The sequence below is a fragment of the Campylobacter sp. W0066.2 genome, assembly GCF_024723515.1.
In the GTDB taxonomy this organism is placed as follows: Bacteria; Campylobacterota; Campylobacteria; order Campylobacterales; family Campylobacteraceae; genus Campylobacter_D.
Map to the genome: position 1 here is coordinate 140,918 of NZ_JANQCV010000001.1, position 17,247 is coordinate 158,164.

The following is a 17,247-nucleotide window of genomic DNA, read 5'->3' on the forward strand; positions in this document are numbered from 1 at the left end:
ATGATAGAACTTATTTTTTTAGATGTAGATGGTTGTTTAACAGATGGTAAAATCATCTACACGCAAAATTATGGCGAGATTAAAGAATTTAATGTAAAAGATGGCGCAGCAATTGAAGCTTGGCAAAAGCTTGGTAAAAAAGTTGCTATTATTACAGGTAGGACTAGTGAGTGCGTGTATTTTAGAGCTAGGGATTTAAAAATTGATTTAGTCTATCAAGGTATTAGTGATAAACTAGCTTGTGCTAAAGAAATTTTAGAAAAATTAAATTTAGATTTTTCTCAATGTGCTGCTATTGGGGATTATTATAATGATATGAGTTTGCTTGAAGCAGTTGGATATAGCTTTAAGCCAAAAGATGCACATAGGGTTTTAAAAACAGATAAGGTTTTAAATAGAAAAGGTGGCAATGGAGCGGTAAGTGAAATGATAGAAATTTTGATTGAACACAATAATATGCAAGCTCAATGGGATAAACTTTGGCGATAAAAATTTTTGCTATATTCATGGGTTTGTTTGTTTTTATTATGGTGATTTTAAGCACTCAAGATCTTTATTTTTCTACTATAAAACCTCAAGAGATTGATATAGCCAATATGCAAGCTTTTGAAGTGCTTGATTATGAATTGAATGCTAGTGTAGTTAAGGCTATATATCAGGCAAGTCGCTGGGTAAAATATCAAGATAAAGATATTTTTGATGATTTTAAAGTACAAGCACTTGATTATAATTTAAGTTCAGATTTATTAGTAAGAAATAATGAAAAATCCATTCTAGAAGGTAATGTAAAGTATTTTGATCATAATCAAACTTCTATTTTTGCCCAAAAAGCAACTTATGATATGAAAAATAAAATTTTATTTTCTAATGATAATTTTAAAGCATATATAGGTTTAAATGAGGTTTTTGGAGATAATTTTTTATATGATGTTAATCAAAAAAAATTAAAAATTCAAGGAATAAAAGCATGGTTTTTAGAACAATAGTTTTTTTATGTTTGTTAAATTTGTTTGCATTTAGTGTGCAAAAAATAGAGGTTTATGCTAAAGATTTTTATTTAGATGAGAAAAACGAAACAAGTGTATTAACTGGTGATGTAGAAGTTAAAAAAGGAAAAGATATTTTGAATTCGCAAAAATTAACTATTTATATGAAAAATAAACAGCCTGTCAAATACATAGCAACTAAAGATGCTAAATTTAAAATAATGATGGAAGACAAAACTTATCATGGAAGTGGTAATGAATTTGTTTATGATGTAGCTAAAGATATGTATGAGATTAATGGCAATGCAAAAATTACAGAAATACAAACAAAAAAAGAACTCATAGGGGATAAGATTATCGTAGATAGAAAAAATATGACTTATAGAGTAGTGAGTAAAGATAAAAAACCCGCTAAATTTGTATTTGAAGTAAAAGAATGATACTTAATGCTAAATTTTTAATTTCTGCTTCCAAAATAGACGAAGCTCCACAACCTATATACACTGAAATTGCTTTTTTAGGACGCTCTAATGTGGGTAAAAGTTCTTTGATTAATACTCTTTGTAAGAATAAAAATTTAGCAAAAAGCTCTTCAACTCCGGGCAAAACCCAACTTATTAATTTTTTTGAAGTTGATTGTAAAAAAGATGAAGATAAATTCAAATTAATGTTTATTGATTTACCTGGTTTTGGTTATGCGAAAGTGAGCAAAAAAACTAAGGCTATTTGGAATAAAAATTTAGATGAGTTTTTAAAAGAGCGCAGTTCTATCAAGCTTTTTATTCATCTAATAGATTCAAGACATGATAATTTAGATATTGATACAAATTTAGATTTATATTTAGATTCTTTTATTCGAGCTGATCAAAAAAAAATAACAGTTTTTACAAAAGCAGACAAGCTTAATCAAAGTCAAAAAGCAAAAATTTTAAATGCAAATAAAAATGCCATTTTGGTGTCAAATCTGAAAAAAAGTGGTATTGATAAATTAGAACAAAAAATCATTTTAGAGAGCTTGGGTTTTAATGAGGAGTAGAAATTTAGTAAAAAATAGATTTGATTTTTCTTATTTATTTTTTTATCTATCTTTGATTTTTTATCAAGTGCTAAGCTCTGTGTATTATTGGGTACCTCCTTTATTTGGAGTATTTTTTTGTTACATGATAGTGCTTTTAAAAGAAAAAGAAAGAACCCTTAATAAGCTTGATTTTAGATGGTATTTTTCTTTGTTTTATCTTTTATTGATTGATGTTATTCATGGATTTTATCTTTTTAGCTCATGGATAGCTTTTTTTATTTTTTATCATTTTTTTGTGGATTGGTTTAAAAGTAAATTAAAACTAGGGCATTATTTGCTCGTTGTATTTACTCTTTGTGCTTATATTTTCATCTATCTTTTTGATGTGTTTTTAGCATATTTAGATAATAATGAAATTTTAAAATTTGGTATTGAGTATTTATGGTTTTTTGCTGTTGAAGCTTTGATTTCTTTTGTTATTTTTAAAGGAAAAATCTAATTATGCGTATGCGTTTAGTGATGGGCTTTATAGCTTGCTTTTTTATGCTTTTACTTGCTAGAGTGTATTATATAAGTATAAAATCTAATGTTTATTATGAAGAAATAGCCAAGCAAAATGCCATTAAAACGCAATTTTTAGCACCTGTAAGAGGACAAATTTTAGATGTTAAAGGCAGACCCTTAGCAGTAAATAAATTAGGTTTTTCAATCTCTATAAAGCCATATTTGCATATAAAAAAGAAAAACAGAAATCTTTTAGAGCAAGAATTACAAGCTATAGTAGATGCTTTTCCTGATTTAAATATAACTAAATTAAAACGAAATTATATAAAAGCAGATTCTTATTATAACCAAGATTATATAGAAGTGGTGCCATTTATAGAATATGATGCCATGATTAAGCATTTTACTAAGCTTAATTTGCGCGAAAATATGCAAGTTAAATCTACCACTCAAAGATTTTATCCTTATGATGCTTTAGCTAGTCATGTTATAGGTTATGTTGGAAAAGCAAATTTAAATGATATGAATGAAAATGAAATTGCAAGATTAACTAGCTATGTAGGGCGTAGTGGTATAGAGCGTTCTTATAATGAAATTTTACAAGGCCAAAAGGGCGAAAAGATTAGTAAGGTAAATGCATTAAATAAAGAAATAGAAGAGCTTTCTTACAAAAAACCTACTTCGAGTAATATCACTTTAAGTATAGATCTTGACTTGCAAGAATACTTAGCTAGTATTTTTGAAAATTTAGCAGGTGCAGCTATAATAATGGATGTAAAAAGCGGGGCTATTTTAGCAGCTGGTAGTTTTCCTGAGTATAATCTCAATCCTTTTGTTACAGGTATTAGCCAAGAAGAATGGGATAAACTTTCTAACGATTTAAATCACCCTTTTACTAATAAACTTATTAATGGACTTTATCCTCCAGGTTCGGTTGTGAAAATGGGTACAGCTTTAGCATTTTTAGATAGTGGTAAAGTGAATGAAAATCATAAATATTTGTGTGATTCTAACTTTGAGCTTGGTGGTAGAAAATTTAGATGTTGGAAGGCTATAGGTCATGGTTATGTAGATATGAATGATGCTATTAGAGAAAGCTGTGATGTGTATTTTTATAAAGGTGCCTTAGAAGTTGGTATTGATACCATTAGTTCTGTTTTTGAAAGGGTAGGTTTTGGTGCAAAAACAGGGGTTGATTTACCTAATGAATTTATAGGAACAGTACCTAATAGAATATGGAAAAAAGAAAAATACAACCAACCATGGTACCAAGGTGAGACTTTAAATACAAGTATAGGACAAGGTGATTTTCTTGCTACTCCTATGCAAGTGGCTAAATTTACAGCTATGATTGCTACGGCTAAAAATATAACTCCACATTTTTTACATAGCGTTGATGATAATATTACTAAGATAAATTTTGACAATAATGAAAGTGTTTTTACGACTTTTGAATTATCAAAACTCCCACTTTTAAGGCGTGCTATGTATGAAGTTGCTAATGAAGACGGTGGAACTACGGCAAGATTTTTAAGAAATTCGCCTATTACCATAGCAGCTAAAACAGGAACAGCTCAAGTAGTTGGAATTTCTCAAAGTGAAAAAAAGCGTATTAAAGAAGAGGATTTAGAGTATTTTTTAAGATCTCATGCTTGGATTACCTCTTATGCACCTTATGAAAAACCACAGTATGTAGTGGTAGTTTTAATCGAACATGGGAAAAGTGGTAGTAGTACAGGGGGACCTATACTAGCTAAAATTTATCAAAAACTTATAGATTTGGGTTATATTGATAAAAAATATATCAAGAAAAAGACTAAATAATTAGCATTCCATCGCCATATGAGTAAAAACGATAGTTGTTTTTTATAGCTTCATGGTAAAGCTCCAATGTTTTTTCTCTACCTATAAATGCTGCTACAAGCATAATTAAAGTTGATTTTGGCAAGTGAAAATTAGTGAGTAAATAATCAAGTCTTTGCGGGGTGTTTTGTGGGTGTAAAAACAAATCACAAAAACCTTCTTTTAATTTTTTTCTATGATAATACTCTATACAACGAGTAACTGTGGTGCCAACACCTAGTATTTTCTTAGAAGAATCAATCAAAGCACAAGTTTCATCATCAATATGAAAAAATTCTGAATGTATTTTATGATCACGTATATCTTCACATTCTACACCTTTAAAAGTTCCTGCACCAACGTGTAGTGTAATAGTATGGATATTGTGATTTTTTTTAAGCTCATTGATCATCACTTCATCAAAGTGTAAGCTCGCAGTAGGTGCAGCAACCGCACCTTGATTTTTAGCAAAAATACTTTGATAGTTAATGTTATCTTGTGCTTCATCTGCTCTTTTAATATAGGGTGGTAAAGGTATATGACCTATTTTTTCTAAAATTTCAAAAACTTCATGATGATTGAGTTCTTTTTCATCATTAAAAAATTCCACTTCTCTTGTACCATCATTGTGTAATTTTTTGATTTTAGCTTTTAAAGAATTTTCAAAATATAAAATTTGCCTTTCTTTAATCTTACCCCGAATTTGCACTAAAAAATCATTATTCTTTAAAGGATAATTAATGAAAAGTTCTATTTTGCTACCGCTTTCTTTATTTCCATAAATTCTTGCTTTGATGACTTTAGTATCATTAAAGATGATTTCACAAGGTGGTAAAATTTTAGCTAAGTCTTTAAAGTGTAAATGTGAAATTTGATCTTTACATCTTTCATAAACCAAAAGCTTAGCATTTTCTTTGGGTAAAATAGGAAAATTTGCTATAAGTTCATTTGGTAAGTCATAATCATAGCTAGAAAGCAAAAGATCTTTATTAATCATTTTCATCATCTTCTTTTTGACTAGGATTAACTTTTTTAGCTATATAAATAGAAATCCCATAAAGTCCGCACAAAGGCACAGCCATTAAAAATTGTGATATAACATCAGGTGGTGTCATCATAGCTGAAAAAACAAAAATCACTAAAACAGAAACTCTAAAATGTTTTTTCAAAAAAGTATCATCAACAAGTCCAAGTTTAGCAAAGAAAAAGGTTATTACAGGCATTTCAAAAGCCAAACCAAAAGCAATTACTAATTTAGTAAAAAAGCCTACATATAAACCTATGCTAATTAAAGGCTTAAAATCTTGGGTTTGCACCCCAAAATCAATCAAAAATTTAAAAGCCAAAGGTATAACTATATAATAACAAAACAAAGCACCAAGCGCAAACATAATACTAGCAAAGCCTACAAAAGGCACTACCAATCTTTTTTCATTATCATAAAGTCCAGGTGCTACAAACTTCCAAAACTGCCAAAAAATAACCGGTAAAGAAATTAAAAAAGCTGTAAAAAATGAAACCTTCATCGCAGTAAATAAAGGCTCTTGTAGCTCAACGAAGGTCATTTGTCTTGAAATTTCAGGTAAGGCTGCTTCAACAGGCGCTTTTAGTATGTCTATGATATAGTTATTAAAACTAAAACATACAAAAAACATCACAACAACACAAGCAACACTTATAAATAATCTTTTTCTAAGTTCTACTAAATGCGGTTTTAATTCTTCAAACATTCTTAGCTTTCCATTTTCTGAGTATTTTTTTCATCTTTTTGAATTTTTTCTTCAAGATTAGAAAGTTCTTGTATATCTTTTTCTAAATCATTAATTTCACTTTTTAATTCTTTGGTATTATTTAAAATATCTTCTTTGAGTTGATCAAATTCTTCAAAACTTAGTTTTTTTCTGATATTTTCATTAGTTTGTGAAAATTCATCCTTGTATTTTTGTGCTTCATCTTTTAATTCTGCTATTTTTAGTTCTTTGTTAATACTTGCTTTTGCCTCATCAATATTGCTTTTAATGGCTTTTAAAATTTTTGCAATTTCAACTATAGTTGAAGGTAATTTTTCAGGCCCAAGCACTAAAATAGCTACAACTAAAATAACTAAAATTTCACCAAAACTCATTATTTTATCTTCTTTCGCTTGAATATATGGTTTACATTTTACATAAAAATACTTAAAAATATTATTACTTTTACTATATTAATATATTAATATATATTGATATATTAATATATTTTTGTTATATTTGATTAAAAATAAAAAGGAAAAGCATGGAAAAATTAGTTTTTATTTTAAAAGATTTTTTGATTTTATTTATAGAAATATCTGTTTTATTTGTTTTAGTTAGTATGCTTATTACTTATTTAAATGAGCGCTATGCTAAATTTTTCAATGAGCATTTAAAGAAAGATTCTTTCACAAGCTATATAAAAGCTATACTTTTAGGTTGTTTAACTCCATTTTGCTCATGCTCAAGCATACCGCTTTTAAACGCATTTTTAAAAGCTAAAGTCCCACTTGGGGTATGCATAGCTTATTTGATCACCTCGCCTTTAATCAATCCCATTATAGTGGTGATGTTTATGGTGAGTTTTGGCTTAAAAATCTCTTTATTTTATGTGGGATTTTTATTTTGCGTGATTTTATTTCTTGCTTTTTGTGTTTCTAAAATAAATACTCAAAGATTTTTTAATGAAGACTTTTTAAAAAATGAATTAGAGCAAAAGTCAAGTTGTTGTTCTAATAATACTTTTCAAAGCTCAAGCTGTCAAAAACCTAGTTCTATTTTTTTTAAAAATTCTAAAGTTAGCGGTAAAGTTTTAAAATTTAAGGCCAAGACAAAAGACAATAAAATCAAAATGCTATTTATGCAAAGCTTTAAAGAATATAAAAAAATATTACCTTATATTGTTATAGGTATGGCTATAGGGGCTGTTATACATGGTGCTTTTCCGCAAGATTTTTTCCAAAATTATATGAAAGATTATGGAGTTTTGGGTGTATTTATAGCAGCTTTTATAGGAGTTTTACTCTATATGAATTGTACTGCTATGATACCTGTAGCACTAGCTTTAACTACTAGCGGAATTCCACTTGGTATAATGATGAGTTTTTTAATAGCAGGAGCAGGGTGTTCTTTGCCTGAGCTTATTTTACTTAAAAGAATTTTTAAAACAAGCTTTTTGATTTTATTTGCAGGTATGATTGTTGCTATTGCGATTAGTTTTGGTCTTTTAATATTTTTCATATAAGGATTTTTATGCAAGAATTTTTAAAAATTACAAGTGCGATTAATGATGAAAGTAGGATTTTGATCCTAGCTTTTTTACAAAAATACGGAAAACTTTGTGTGTGCGATTTGCAAAGTTCTTTAAATATGAGTCAATCAAGACTTTCAAGACATTTAAAAATTTTAAAAGAAGCTAATTTTTTAGAAGTAGACAGACAAGGTGTTTGGGCATATTATGGAGTAAAAGAAAATTTAAATAATTTTTGCAATGATATACTAAAAAACATCAATGAGCTTTCTATAAAGCTTCCTGAGCTAAAAAGAATTTCTTGTGAATGTAAAGCTTAAGTGCTAATATACAAAGCTAGTTCATCGCTTAAAAGGTAGTTGGTGTTATAAAAAATTCCATTTTTGTAAACTAATTTTCCTTTTTTGCTAAGAAACATTGCCTTTTCTTTTTCTAAAGGTTTTAGCTTTGTTTCATCCACTCCTATAATGCTTCTAAGTCCTAGAAAAATATGCTCTAAACACAAATCTTTTGAATTTAAATTTTCAACCTCCCTAAAACAAGGATCATTGATATAATCTTTTAAATTTTTCTTAGTATAAAATCTTTGATTTTTTAAAAATCCTACTGCACTTAAACCACAGCCTATATAGTCTTTTCCTTGCCAGTAGGCAAGGTTATGTTTGCAAATTTGTCCAAAATTACTAATTTCATATTGTTTATAACCAAGATTTTCAATTGCTTTAATAAAATGTTTTGCAAGGCGTGGAGCGTTTTTTTTATAATGAAATTTTTTAGCAAATATTGTCTTTTCTTCTATAGTTAGATTATAAGCACTTACATGATTAATATCAAGCAGGGCAAGTTTGGAAATTTCATAATCAAGCATTTTTTTATCATCAAGTTTTGTATCATAAATTAAGTCTAGATTGATATTATTAAATCCTGCTTTTTTTGCATTTTCTATGCTGGTAAAAATGCTTTTTTGATCATGAATACGCCCAAGAAATTGTAGTTTTTTTTCATGAAAACTTTGTACCCCAAAAGAAATACGATTAAATCCTAAATTTTTTATTTCTTTAAGCCATGAAAAATTACTCGAGTTGGGGTTTGCTTCTATGCTGATTTCACTATCTTTTTGTAAATAACTTTGTATAAAAATAAATATTTTTTCATAAAAACTAATTTCCATCAAACTAGGCGTGCCACCACCTATAAAAACGGTCTTTATGGAATTTTTATCAAGCTTGAAAAAATCTAATTGATATTTTATATCTTGCATTAAAGCATTTAAATAATCTTTTTCAAAGTTCTTTTTTTTAAGTGAAGTAAAAGAACAATAAAAACACTTGCTTTCACAAAATGGTATATGTATGTATAAATGCATAAAACTTCTTTAAAATGTGATTATAAATTCGTATTTTTTTGTTAGAATTATATTATTAAAAAGTCAAGGATAAGAAAATCATGGAAAAAGAAAAAAAATATAGGCCAAATGTAGCCGCTATAGTGCTATCATCAGCTTATCCTTTTGAATGTAAAATTTTACTTGCTAAACGCAATGATATGGAAGATATATGGCAGTTTCCTCAAGGTGGAGTAGATGAGGGAGAAGATGTTAAAAGTGCATTATTTAGAGAGTTAAAAGAAGAAATAGGCACAGATGAGGTTGAAATTTTAGCTGAACATCCTGAGTGGATTAGTTATGATTTTCCAGCTAAGGTTGCGCAAAAAATGTATCCTTATGATGGACAAAGTCAAAAATATTTTTTAGTCAGATTAAAAAATAAAGCTATTATTAATCTAAATACTAAAAATCCTGAATTTGATGCATATAAATTTGCTTCATTAGAAGATGTTTATGATATGATTAACCATTTTAAAAAACCTATATATATCAAGGTTTTGAAATATTTTAAAGAAAGGGGGTATATTTAATGCTGATCGTACAAAAATATGGGGGAACAAGTGTAGGAACGCTTGAGCGTATTGATGAAGTTGCTAAAAGAGTAGCAAAAAGTAAAAAAACTTGCGATAAGTTAGTTGTTGTAGTTTCTGCGATGAGCGGGGTTACTAATGAGCTTATTGATTTTGCTCACCATTTTAGCAAAAATCCTTCAGGTCGCGAGATGGATATGCTTTTAAGTAGCGGTGAGCGCGTAACTTCATCTTTGCTTGCTATTGCATTAAATGAAATGGGTTTAAAAGCCACTGCATTTTCCGGACGCAATGCAGGGATCGTTACAGATGATGTTTATACTAAAGCAAGAATAGAACACATTGATACTACAAATATCAACAAAGCTTTAGATGAAGGATATATTGTAGTAGTTGCTGGTTTTCAGGGTATTGACAAAATGGGTAATGTTACTACTTTGGGTCGTGGTGGAAGTGACTTAAGTGCAGTAGCGCTAGCTGGGGCTTTAAATGCTGATTTGTGTGAAATTTATACTGATGTAGATGGAGTATATACTACTGATCCTAGAATTGAACCAAAGGCTAAAAAGCTGGATAAAATTTCTTATGAAGAAATGCTAGAACTTGCAAGTTTAGGAGCTAAAGTTTTGCAAAATCGCTCTGTAGAGCTTGCTAAAAAATTAAATGTAAAATTAGTTACTAGAAGTAGCTTTAATGAAAATGAAGGGACGATTATTACTAAGGAGGAAAATATGGAACAAGCTTTGGTTAGTGGTATAGCACTAGATAAAAACCAAGCAAGGGTTACTTTAAGAAATATCGATGATAAACCAGGAATTGCTGCTGAAATTTTTGGAACTTTGGCAAATGAAAATATCAATGTGGATATGATTATCCAAAATGTAGGTGTAGATGGAGCTACAAATTTAGGTTTTACTGTGCCTGAAAATGAGCTTGATTTGGCAACTAATGCTATGAAAAAAGTTTTAGGTGCTAATGCTAATATAGAAACAGATAGTGCTGTGGTAAAAGTTTCAGTTGTGGGCGTGGGTATGAAATCACATTCTGGAGTAGCTTCAGCAGCTTTTAAAGCATTAGCAAATGAAAATATCAATATACAAATGATTTCTACAAGTGAAATTAAAATTTCAGTTATCGTACATGAAAAATACGGCGAATTAGCTGTAAGAGTATTGCATGAAATTTATAAACTAGATGTATAAATGAGTAATAGTTTTTTAAAATTTACCCTAGAACAAATCCGAGAAAATGGCACTTATATAAGTTGGTTAGAAGAAAGGCGTCTTGAATGGTCGCCTTTGATCGCTTCTAAGTTAGCTTTACTTTTGCAAGGTTATACTTTTATTGTGATTACCGATGAGCAAAGAACATGGTTTGAAGAGTATTTTTTAAGCCAAATTAACGCTAGCACTACAAGACCCTTAGTACCTTTTGTGTCTTTAAAAGGAATTTATAATAAAGCTTGTAATACCCAAGAAGATATAGATTTGCTAAATGATCTTTTAAGTATTTCTTTTCCTAATGGTTATGCCTTTTTTTATATAGGAACTAATACAGGTTTTAAATTTAAAATTGCTAATTCTAAAGCAGAAAGTATGCTTTGGCTTTTTGATGAGCAATTGCAAAATAGCTTTTATCTTTCCTCGCGCGATAAGGAATTAGACTATAAACTTATTTCTTTATACAAAGTATTTGAGCAAAGCTTAGAGGCTGTGCTTTTTTCTAAGGTAGAAATTTGAATCTAAGAAATAAAATCATTATCCATAATGATTTTGAACTAATGCAAGAAAAACTCACAGAAGAATATGGAACAAAAAATCTTAGATTTTTCATACCTAAAAACCCTGACTTAGAATTAAGATTAAATGATTTAACTTATGATAAAAACGGCCAAGCAACGGCAAGGGCTATTATGAAAGAAAGCTATATGGCTGAAGCACAGGCTAAAATTATTGTTATACTAGCTAAGTCTTTTCGCGAAGAAGCGCAAAATTTTTTACTAAAAGTTTTTGAAGAGCCACCAAAAAATGTATATTTTATCATCGTAGCTCCTTCAAAAAATGTTTTTTTACCTACTATACTTTCAAGATTTATCATAGAAAAGCATAAAATTCAAAAAGAAAAAATGTCTTTAAATTTAGATCTTAAAAAAATAGATCTTGCTCAAATTGCTTCATTATTAAAACAATATGAAAATATAGACAAACATGAGTGTTTAGAGTTAATTAGTGCTTTAAGCCATGAATGTTTTAAACAAGATATAAAATTAAACGATGAAGAAATTGAATTTTTTTATAAGGCTTATGAATTAGCTAAATTAAATGCAAAGCCAACTATTTTACTAAGCACCATAGCTTTAATTTTACACGAGAGAAAAAATGAAAATCATTAAAATCAATCCCAACACAGACTTTGAACAAATTTCTAAATATATAAAGCCGCACAAAGCAGGTGAGAAAATTATGAGTGAAAAAACTCAAATTCATTTTTTTCTTATCAAAGAACTAAGAGCACCTGCTGCAAATATACTCAAACAAGATGCGCTAAGAGTTGGAGCTGAGCTTGTAACACATAAAGAAGTTATACTAGGTAAAGAACATACTAATGCTTTGCTTATGGTAACGCAAGATCAAGCCAAAAAGCTTATAGAAAAAGAAAAATTACAAGATTTTAAGCTTAAAAATTTAGCACTATTTTTAAAGTCTAATTTTAACAAACCAAAATATGCAAAAATTATGGGTGTGGTTAATATCAATGAAGATAGTTTTAATGCTCAAAGTAGGGTTAAAGAAAATGAAGTTTTAGAAAAAATCGAACTTGTGATTTCTCAAGGGGCTAATTATATAGATATAGGTGCAGTTTCTTCAAGACCTGGTAGTATATATTGTGGGAAAGAAGAAGAGTTTAAACGCTTAAAAAATACCCTAGATTTAATTTATAAAGAAAAACTTTATGAAAAATGTATTTTTAGTTTAGATAGTTTTGATGAGTATTGTTTAGAATATGCTTTAAATAAAGGCTTTAAACTTATTAATGATATCACCGGTTTTAAAAATGAAAATTTAGCTAAACTAGCTTTAAAATACAAAGCTACTTATACACTCATGCATATACAAAATACCCCACAAAATATGCAAGATAATCCACATTATGAAGATGTATTAGTTGAGCTTGATGATTTTTTTACGCAAAAGTTAGAAAGACTAAGTGAGCTTGGTTTGGAAGATGTGATTTTAGATGTTGGCATTGGTTTTGGTAAAAGTCCTTGGCATAATATGATTTTAATTAAACATTTAGAGCATTTTTTACGCTTTGAAAAAGAACTTTTAATCGGAGCCAGTAGGAAAAGTATGATAAATGCTTATTTTAATTCAAGTGTTGAGCAAAGACTAGCAGGTACGCTTTATTTGCATTTAGAGGCTTTTAAAAATGGTGCAAGTATTATAAGAGTGCATGATGTGTATGAACATAAGCAAATGTTTGAACTTGCAAAAGCTATGGATGAACTTTCTTTGGAGTAATGATGACTTCTCAAGAGTATTTAGAAAAGGTAAAATTAGCAAAAGAATGGATGAGGGCTTATTATGAAGATGATGAGCCTTTAGCAAGCGATGAAGAATACGATAAACTTATAAGAGAGTTAAAAGCATTTGAAATGCTTCATCAGGAAAAGATTTCTAAAGACTCTCCTACGCAAAATATCGCCCCGACTATACAAAGTGAATTTCACAAACTTGCACACAGTGCAAAAATGTGGTCTATGGAAGATGTCTTTGATGAAGCTGAGCTTAGAGCTTGGGCAAAAAGAGCTAAATGTGAGTTTGATTTTTTCATAGAGCCTAAGTTTGATGGGGCAAGTTTAAATCTTACTTATGAAGATGGTATTTTAATCAGTGGTGCTACAAGAGGCGATGGAGAAGTGGGCGAGGATATTACTTTAAATGTAAAAGAAATATCAAACATACCTCAAAAAATTCCTTATAAAGACAAGATAGAAATTCGTGGTGAGGTGGTGATTTTAAAAGAAGATTTTGAAAAAATCAATGAAAAAAGAGCTAAAGATGGTTTAAGCTTATTTGCAAACCCACGCAACGCAGCAAGTGGTTCGCTAAGACAGCTTGATACAAGCATTACAAAAGAAAGAAATTTAAAATTTTATCCTTGGGGGGTGGGGGAGAATTCTTTAGAATTTAGTAAGCACTCTGAAGTGATGGAGTTTGTAAGAAGTCTTGGTTTTTTAAAAGATGATTTTGTTTTTTGTGTGAAAACTTTAGATGAGGTTTTGGAAAAATATCATGAGCTTTTAGAAAAAAGAGATCAAAAGCCTATGATGATGGATGGTATGGTTGTAAGAGTTGATGATTTAGCTTATTGTAAGCTTTTGGGTTATACTGTGAAATTTCCAAAATTTATGGCCGCGTTTAAATTTCCTGCTTTGGAAAAAACCACAACCTTGCTTGGGGTTAATTTGCAAGTTGGAAGAAGCGGAGTGATTACCCCTGTGGCAGTGCTAGAACCTGTAAATTTAGATGGGGTTGTAGTAAAGTCTGCAACCTTGCATAATTTTGATGAGATAGCTAGACTTGGAGTGATGATAGGCGATAGCGTAAGTGTGATAAGAAGTGGCGATGTGATACCTAAAATCACTAAAGTTTTTACCCAAAGGCGTGATGGTTTAGAAAGTAAAATCACTAAGCCAACTCTTTGTCCTGAGTGTTTAAGTGAGCTTTTAGATGAGGGTGCTTTTTTAAAATGCCAAAACCTAGACTGTAAAGCAAGGCTTGTAAATTCCATTATACATTTTGTATCTAAAAAGTGTTTAAATATAGACGGCCTTGGAGAAAATATCGTTGAGCTTTTATTTAAAGAAGGAAAAATTACTAACATAGAAAGCATATTTTTCTTAAAATATAGTGATTTTGAAGGCTTAGAAGGCTTTAAAGAGAAAAAAATCAACAATCTTTTAAGTGCTATTGAAAATGCAAAAAAATGCCCTTTATCAAGGTTTATCACTGCTTTGGGTATAGAGCATATCGGAGAAGTAGCAGCTAAAAAACTAGCTCAATCTTTTGGCTTTGAATGGTTTATGCAAAGCTATGAAGCTTATGCAAATTTAGAAGGCTTTGGCGCGCAAATGGCTAAAAGCTTAGAAGAATTTATCCATGTCAATGCAAATCGTATTAAGCATTTTTATGAAATTTTGCATTTAGAAGATGAGAAAAAAGAGCTTATTATAAATGAAAATATTTCTAATAAAACCTTTGTTATCACAGGCACTTTAAGCAAATCACGCGATCATTTTAAAGAGTTAATCGAAAGCTTTGGAGCAAAGGTAAGCTCAAGTGTGTCTAAAAAAACGGAATTTGTATTATATGGAAGTGAAGCAGGCTCAAAGCTTGAAAAGGCTCAAAGCTTAGGAGTTAGATGTATTAATGAAGTCGAGTTTAATGCTCTTTTAGGCGGTGATGATGAGGTTTGATGTTTTTGTAAGCACAAAATTAAACATTTCTCGCAATAAAGCTTGTGAGCTTATAGAAAACAAGCAAATTTTACTCAATGACGAGTTTAAAAAAACCTCTTTTAAAATCACATCTTTAAATCCTTTAGAAGATGAGAGTTTAAAACTCACGCTTTTAGAAGAGCTTTTTGTAAGTAGAGCTGCTTTTAAGCTTAAGCATTTTTTACAAGAGTATACATTTACTATAAAAGATAAAATTTGTTTAGATATAGGCTCATCGACCGGAGGTTTTGTGCAAATTTTACATCAAAACAAGGCTAAACACATCACAGCTTTAGATGTAGGTTCTAACCAACTTCATGAAAGCTTAAGAAATTTAGAAAATATCCAAATTTGTGAAAACACCGATTTGCGTGAGTTTAAAAGTGAAATTTTATATGATGTTATCACTTGTGATGTGAGTTTTATATCTTTAACACATTTGATTTTTTATATAGATAAACTTGCTAAAGATCTTATCATCTTACTTTTTAAACCTCAATTTGAAGTAGGCAAAAACGCTAAGCGCGATAAAAATGGAGTAGTAAAAGATACTAAAGCCATTAAAACTGCCAAAGAAAGCTTTGAAAAAGCTTGTGCAAAGCTTGGCTGGATCTTACAAGCAAGTCAAGAGTCACACTTAAAAGGAAAAGAAGGTAATGTTGAGTTTTTCTACGCCTATAGAAAAAACTAAGATCACAAATTTAGCCATAGGGCGTTTTGATGGTATGCATTTGGGACATTTTGAGCTTTTTAAGCATTTGGATGAAAATGGAGCTTTGTTTATCATCACAAAAGAAGAAAAAAAAGCCCTAACACCTAAGTATTTTAGAATAAATTTGGTTGATTTTCCTTTGATTTTTTGTGATTTTGATAAAATCAAAGACTATAAAGGCGAGGATTTTTTAAAGCTTTTAAAGCAAGAATTTCCCAAACTAAAAAAAATCATCGTAGGTTATGATTTTAAATTCGGTAAAGAAAGAAAATGTAGCGCCAAAGACATACAAAGCCTTTGTGGTATAAATACCATCATTGTAGATGAGTTTAAAATTCAAAACAAAAGTGTTCATACAAGTATGATTAAAACCTTACTCAAAGAAGCCAAAGTCAAAGAAGCTAAAAATTTTCTAGGTAGGTTTTATACTATACAAGCAAATATTATCAAAGGACAAGGCATAGGTGCTAAAGAGCTTTTTGCGACTTTAAATTTATACGCAAAAGATTTCTTTTTACCCAAAGATGGCGTATATGCAACTTTGGTAAAGATTGAAAATAAAAGCTATCATAGTGTAAGCTTTATAGGCATAAGATCTACTGATAAAAATTTTGCTTTAGAAACGCATATTTTAGATGAAAATTTCACAAACACAAAAGCAAGGTTAGTGGAGTTAAGTTTTATTGATTATATAAGAGCTAATGAGAAATTTAACGATTTAGCCTTATTAAAAGCACAAATTAGCAAAGATATCAAAAAAGCAAAAGAAATTTTAGGAAAATTAAATGAAAGATGAAATTTTTAAAAAACCCTTAGAAAAACAATTTGAATTTGATAAAAGCGTAGCAAGTGTTTTTGATGATATGGTGTCAAGGTCTGTACCTTTTTATACACAAAATTTAAAACTCATAGTTGAACTTATAGATCATTTTGCCCCACAAAAAGCAAGAATTTGTGATCTTGGTTGTTCTACTGCTAGTTTATTGCTTGCACTTTATGAAAAAAGAAAAGATTTTCTTTTAAGTGGGGTTGATGAGGCTAATGCTATGTTAGAGATTGCCAAAAGCAAATGCCAAGCCTTTGGGGCTAGGGTGGAATTTCATCAAAAAAATTTAGATGATTTTGAGTTTTTTAAAAATGATATTTTTATAGCTACTTATACTTTGCAGTTTATCCGCCCACCTAAAAGACAGGAATTAGTTGATAAAATCTATCAAAACTTAAATGAAAATGGTATATTTGTGCTTAGTGAAAAAATTCTTTATGAAGATGTCAAAATAGCCAAAAAAATGATACAAATTTATGAGCAGTATAAACTAGAGCAAGGTTATAGCAAGCTAGAAATTTTAAGCAAAAGAGAAGCCTTAGAAAATATCCTCATACCTTATACTCAAAATGAAAACATAATTATGCTTAAAAAGGCAGGATTTGCTAAAGTAGAAAGTGTCTTTAAATGGGTAAATTTTGAAACCTTTATTGCTTTTAAGTAATGATTATTAGCTATATA

The 17,247-nt window shown here is 29.5% G+C and carries 21 protein-coding genes; 17 read left to right on the forward strand and 4 right to left on the reverse strand.

What is annotated here, in order from left to right; all coding sequences use genetic code 11:
* From CAMP18498_RS00705 to mrdA, 6 genes are all read left to right on the forward strand, one after another.
* Positions 1-489, forward strand: a complete 489-nt coding sequence (locus CAMP18498_RS00705) for an HAD hydrolase family protein (RefSeq protein ID WP_337196782.1) — start codon at positions 1-3, stop codon at positions 487-489.
* Positions 480-986: a hypothetical protein gene (locus CAMP18498_RS00710; protein ID WP_337196784.1), complete on the forward strand. Its 507-nt coding sequence runs from the start codon at positions 480-482 to the stop codon at positions 984-986. The genes CAMP18498_RS00705 and CAMP18498_RS00710 overlap by 10 nt, the downstream gene beginning before the upstream one ends.
* Positions 968-1,426, forward strand: coding sequence for a lipopolysaccharide transport periplasmic protein LptA (gene lptA, locus CAMP18498_RS00715; protein ID WP_337196785.1), 459 nt, complete (start codon positions 968-970; stop codon positions 1,424-1,426). Before CAMP18498_RS00710 ends, lptA begins: the two co-directional genes overlap by 19 nt.
* Complete coding sequence (gene yihA, locus CAMP18498_RS00720; RefSeq protein WP_263676839.1) at positions 1,423-2,022, forward strand: ribosome biogenesis GTP-binding protein YihA/YsxC; 600 nt, start codon at positions 1,423-1,425, stop codon at positions 2,020-2,022. The genes lptA and yihA overlap by 4 nt, the downstream gene beginning before the upstream one ends.
* A gap of 124 nt (positions 2,023-2,146) precedes the next feature.
* Complete coding sequence (locus CAMP18498_RS00725; protein WP_337196789.1) at positions 2,147-2,503, forward strand: hypothetical protein; 357 nt, start codon at positions 2,147-2,149, stop codon at positions 2,501-2,503.
* A 2-nt stretch (positions 2,504-2,505) separates the two neighbouring features.
* Positions 2,506-4,332, forward strand: coding sequence for a penicillin-binding protein 2 (gene mrdA / locus CAMP18498_RS00730; protein ID WP_337196791.1), 1,827 nt, complete (start codon positions 2,506-2,508; stop codon positions 4,330-4,332).
* Here mrdA and queA read toward each other — a convergent pair.
* From queA to tatB, 3 genes are read right to left on the reverse strand one after another with little or no spacing between them, the layout of a single operon-like run.
* Positions 4,325-5,344 carry a tRNA preQ1(34) S-adenosylmethionine ribosyltransferase-isomerase QueA gene (queA, locus tag CAMP18498_RS00735; protein ID WP_442867699.1) on the reverse strand — a complete coding sequence of 340 codons (1,020 nt, stop codon included), beginning with the start codon at positions 5,342-5,344 and terminating at the stop codon, positions 4,325-4,327. The two genes, mrdA and queA, sit on opposite strands and share 8 nt — an antisense overlap.
* The gene (gene tatC / locus CAMP18498_RS00740) at positions 5,340-6,080 is read right to left on the reverse strand and encodes a twin-arginine translocase subunit TatC (protein WP_337196795.1); all 741 of its coding nucleotides are present in this window, start codon (positions 6,078-6,080) and stop codon (positions 5,340-5,342) included. Before tatC ends, queA begins: the two co-directional genes overlap by 5 nt.
* 2 nt (positions 6,081-6,082) lie before the next feature.
* Complete coding sequence (gene tatB / locus CAMP18498_RS00745) at positions 6,083-6,475, reverse strand: Sec-independent protein translocase protein TatB (RefSeq protein ID WP_039618091.1); 393 nt, start codon at positions 6,473-6,475, stop codon at positions 6,083-6,085.
* 149 nt (positions 6,476-6,624) lie between these two features.
* On the opposite strand from tatB, the gene CAMP18498_RS00750 reads away from it, so the two are divergent.
* Positions 6,625-7,605, forward strand: coding sequence for a permease (locus CAMP18498_RS00750; protein WP_337196797.1), 981 nt, complete (start codon positions 6,625-6,627; stop codon positions 7,603-7,605).
* Positions 7,606-7,613: 8 nt separating this feature from the next.
* Positions 7,614-7,931 (forward strand): ArsR/SmtB family transcription factor, encoded by a 318-nt coding sequence (locus CAMP18498_RS00755; RefSeq protein ID WP_337196798.1) that lies wholly within the window; start codon positions 7,614-7,616, stop codon positions 7,929-7,931.
* Here CAMP18498_RS00755 and hemW read toward each other — a convergent pair.
* Positions 7,928-8,977 (reverse strand): radical SAM family heme chaperone HemW, encoded by a 1,050-nt coding sequence (gene hemW / locus CAMP18498_RS00760; RefSeq protein ID WP_337196800.1) that lies wholly within the window; start codon positions 8,975-8,977, stop codon positions 7,928-7,930. The two genes, CAMP18498_RS00755 and hemW, sit on opposite strands and share 4 nt — an antisense overlap.
* 80 nt (positions 8,978-9,057) lie before the next feature.
* Between hemW and CAMP18498_RS00765 the strand changes: the two genes are divergently transcribed.
* From CAMP18498_RS00765 to cmoA, 9 genes are read left to right on the forward strand one after another with little or no spacing between them, the layout of a single operon-like run.
* The gene (locus tag CAMP18498_RS00765) at positions 9,058-9,528 is read left to right on the forward strand and encodes an RNA pyrophosphohydrolase (protein WP_337196801.1); all 471 of its coding nucleotides are present in this window, start codon (positions 9,058-9,060) and stop codon (positions 9,526-9,528) included.
* A complete protein-coding gene (locus CAMP18498_RS00770; RefSeq protein WP_337196802.1) occupies positions 9,528-10,730 on the forward strand; it encodes an aspartate kinase in 1,203 nt (400 codons plus the stop codon). Before CAMP18498_RS00765 ends, CAMP18498_RS00770 begins: the two co-directional genes overlap by 1 nt.
* Positions 10,731-11,267 carry a HobA family DNA replication regulator gene (locus CAMP18498_RS00775; RefSeq protein ID WP_337196804.1) on the forward strand — a complete coding sequence of 179 codons (537 nt, stop codon included), beginning with the start codon at positions 10,731-10,733 and terminating at the stop codon, positions 11,265-11,267.
* A gap of 41 nt (positions 11,268-11,308) precedes the next feature.
* Positions 11,309-11,920, forward strand: a complete 612-nt coding sequence (locus CAMP18498_RS00780) for a DNA polymerase III subunit delta' (RefSeq protein WP_337196817.1) — start codon at positions 11,309-11,311, stop codon at positions 11,918-11,920.
* Positions 11,907-13,049, forward strand: coding sequence for a dihydropteroate synthase (gene folP, locus CAMP18498_RS00785; protein ID WP_337196805.1), 1,143 nt, complete (start codon positions 11,907-11,909; stop codon positions 13,047-13,049). Before CAMP18498_RS00780 ends, folP begins: the two co-directional genes overlap by 14 nt.
* A 2-nt stretch (positions 13,050-13,051) precedes the next feature.
* The gene (ligA, locus tag CAMP18498_RS00790; RefSeq protein ID WP_337196819.1) at positions 13,052-15,007 is read left to right on the forward strand and encodes an NAD-dependent DNA ligase LigA; all 1,956 of its coding nucleotides are present in this window, start codon (positions 13,052-13,054) and stop codon (positions 15,005-15,007) included.
* Positions 14,997-15,719, forward strand: coding sequence for a 23S rRNA (cytidine-2'-O)-methyltransferase TlyA (tlyA, locus tag CAMP18498_RS00795; RefSeq protein ID WP_337196821.1), 723 nt, complete (start codon positions 14,997-14,999; stop codon positions 15,717-15,719). The genes ligA and tlyA overlap by 11 nt, the downstream gene beginning before the upstream one ends.
* Entirely contained in the window at positions 15,685-16,536 is an 852-nt protein-coding gene (locus tag CAMP18498_RS00800) for a bifunctional riboflavin kinase/FAD synthetase (RefSeq protein WP_337196806.1), read from the forward strand. Before tlyA ends, CAMP18498_RS00800 begins: the two co-directional genes overlap by 35 nt.
* The gene (gene cmoA / locus CAMP18498_RS00805; RefSeq protein WP_337196808.1) at positions 16,526-17,230 is read left to right on the forward strand and encodes a carboxy-S-adenosyl-L-methionine synthase CmoA; all 705 of its coding nucleotides are present in this window, start codon (positions 16,526-16,528) and stop codon (positions 17,228-17,230) included. Before CAMP18498_RS00800 ends, cmoA begins: the two co-directional genes overlap by 11 nt.
* The last annotated feature ends 17 nt before the right edge of the window (positions 17,231-17,247 follow it).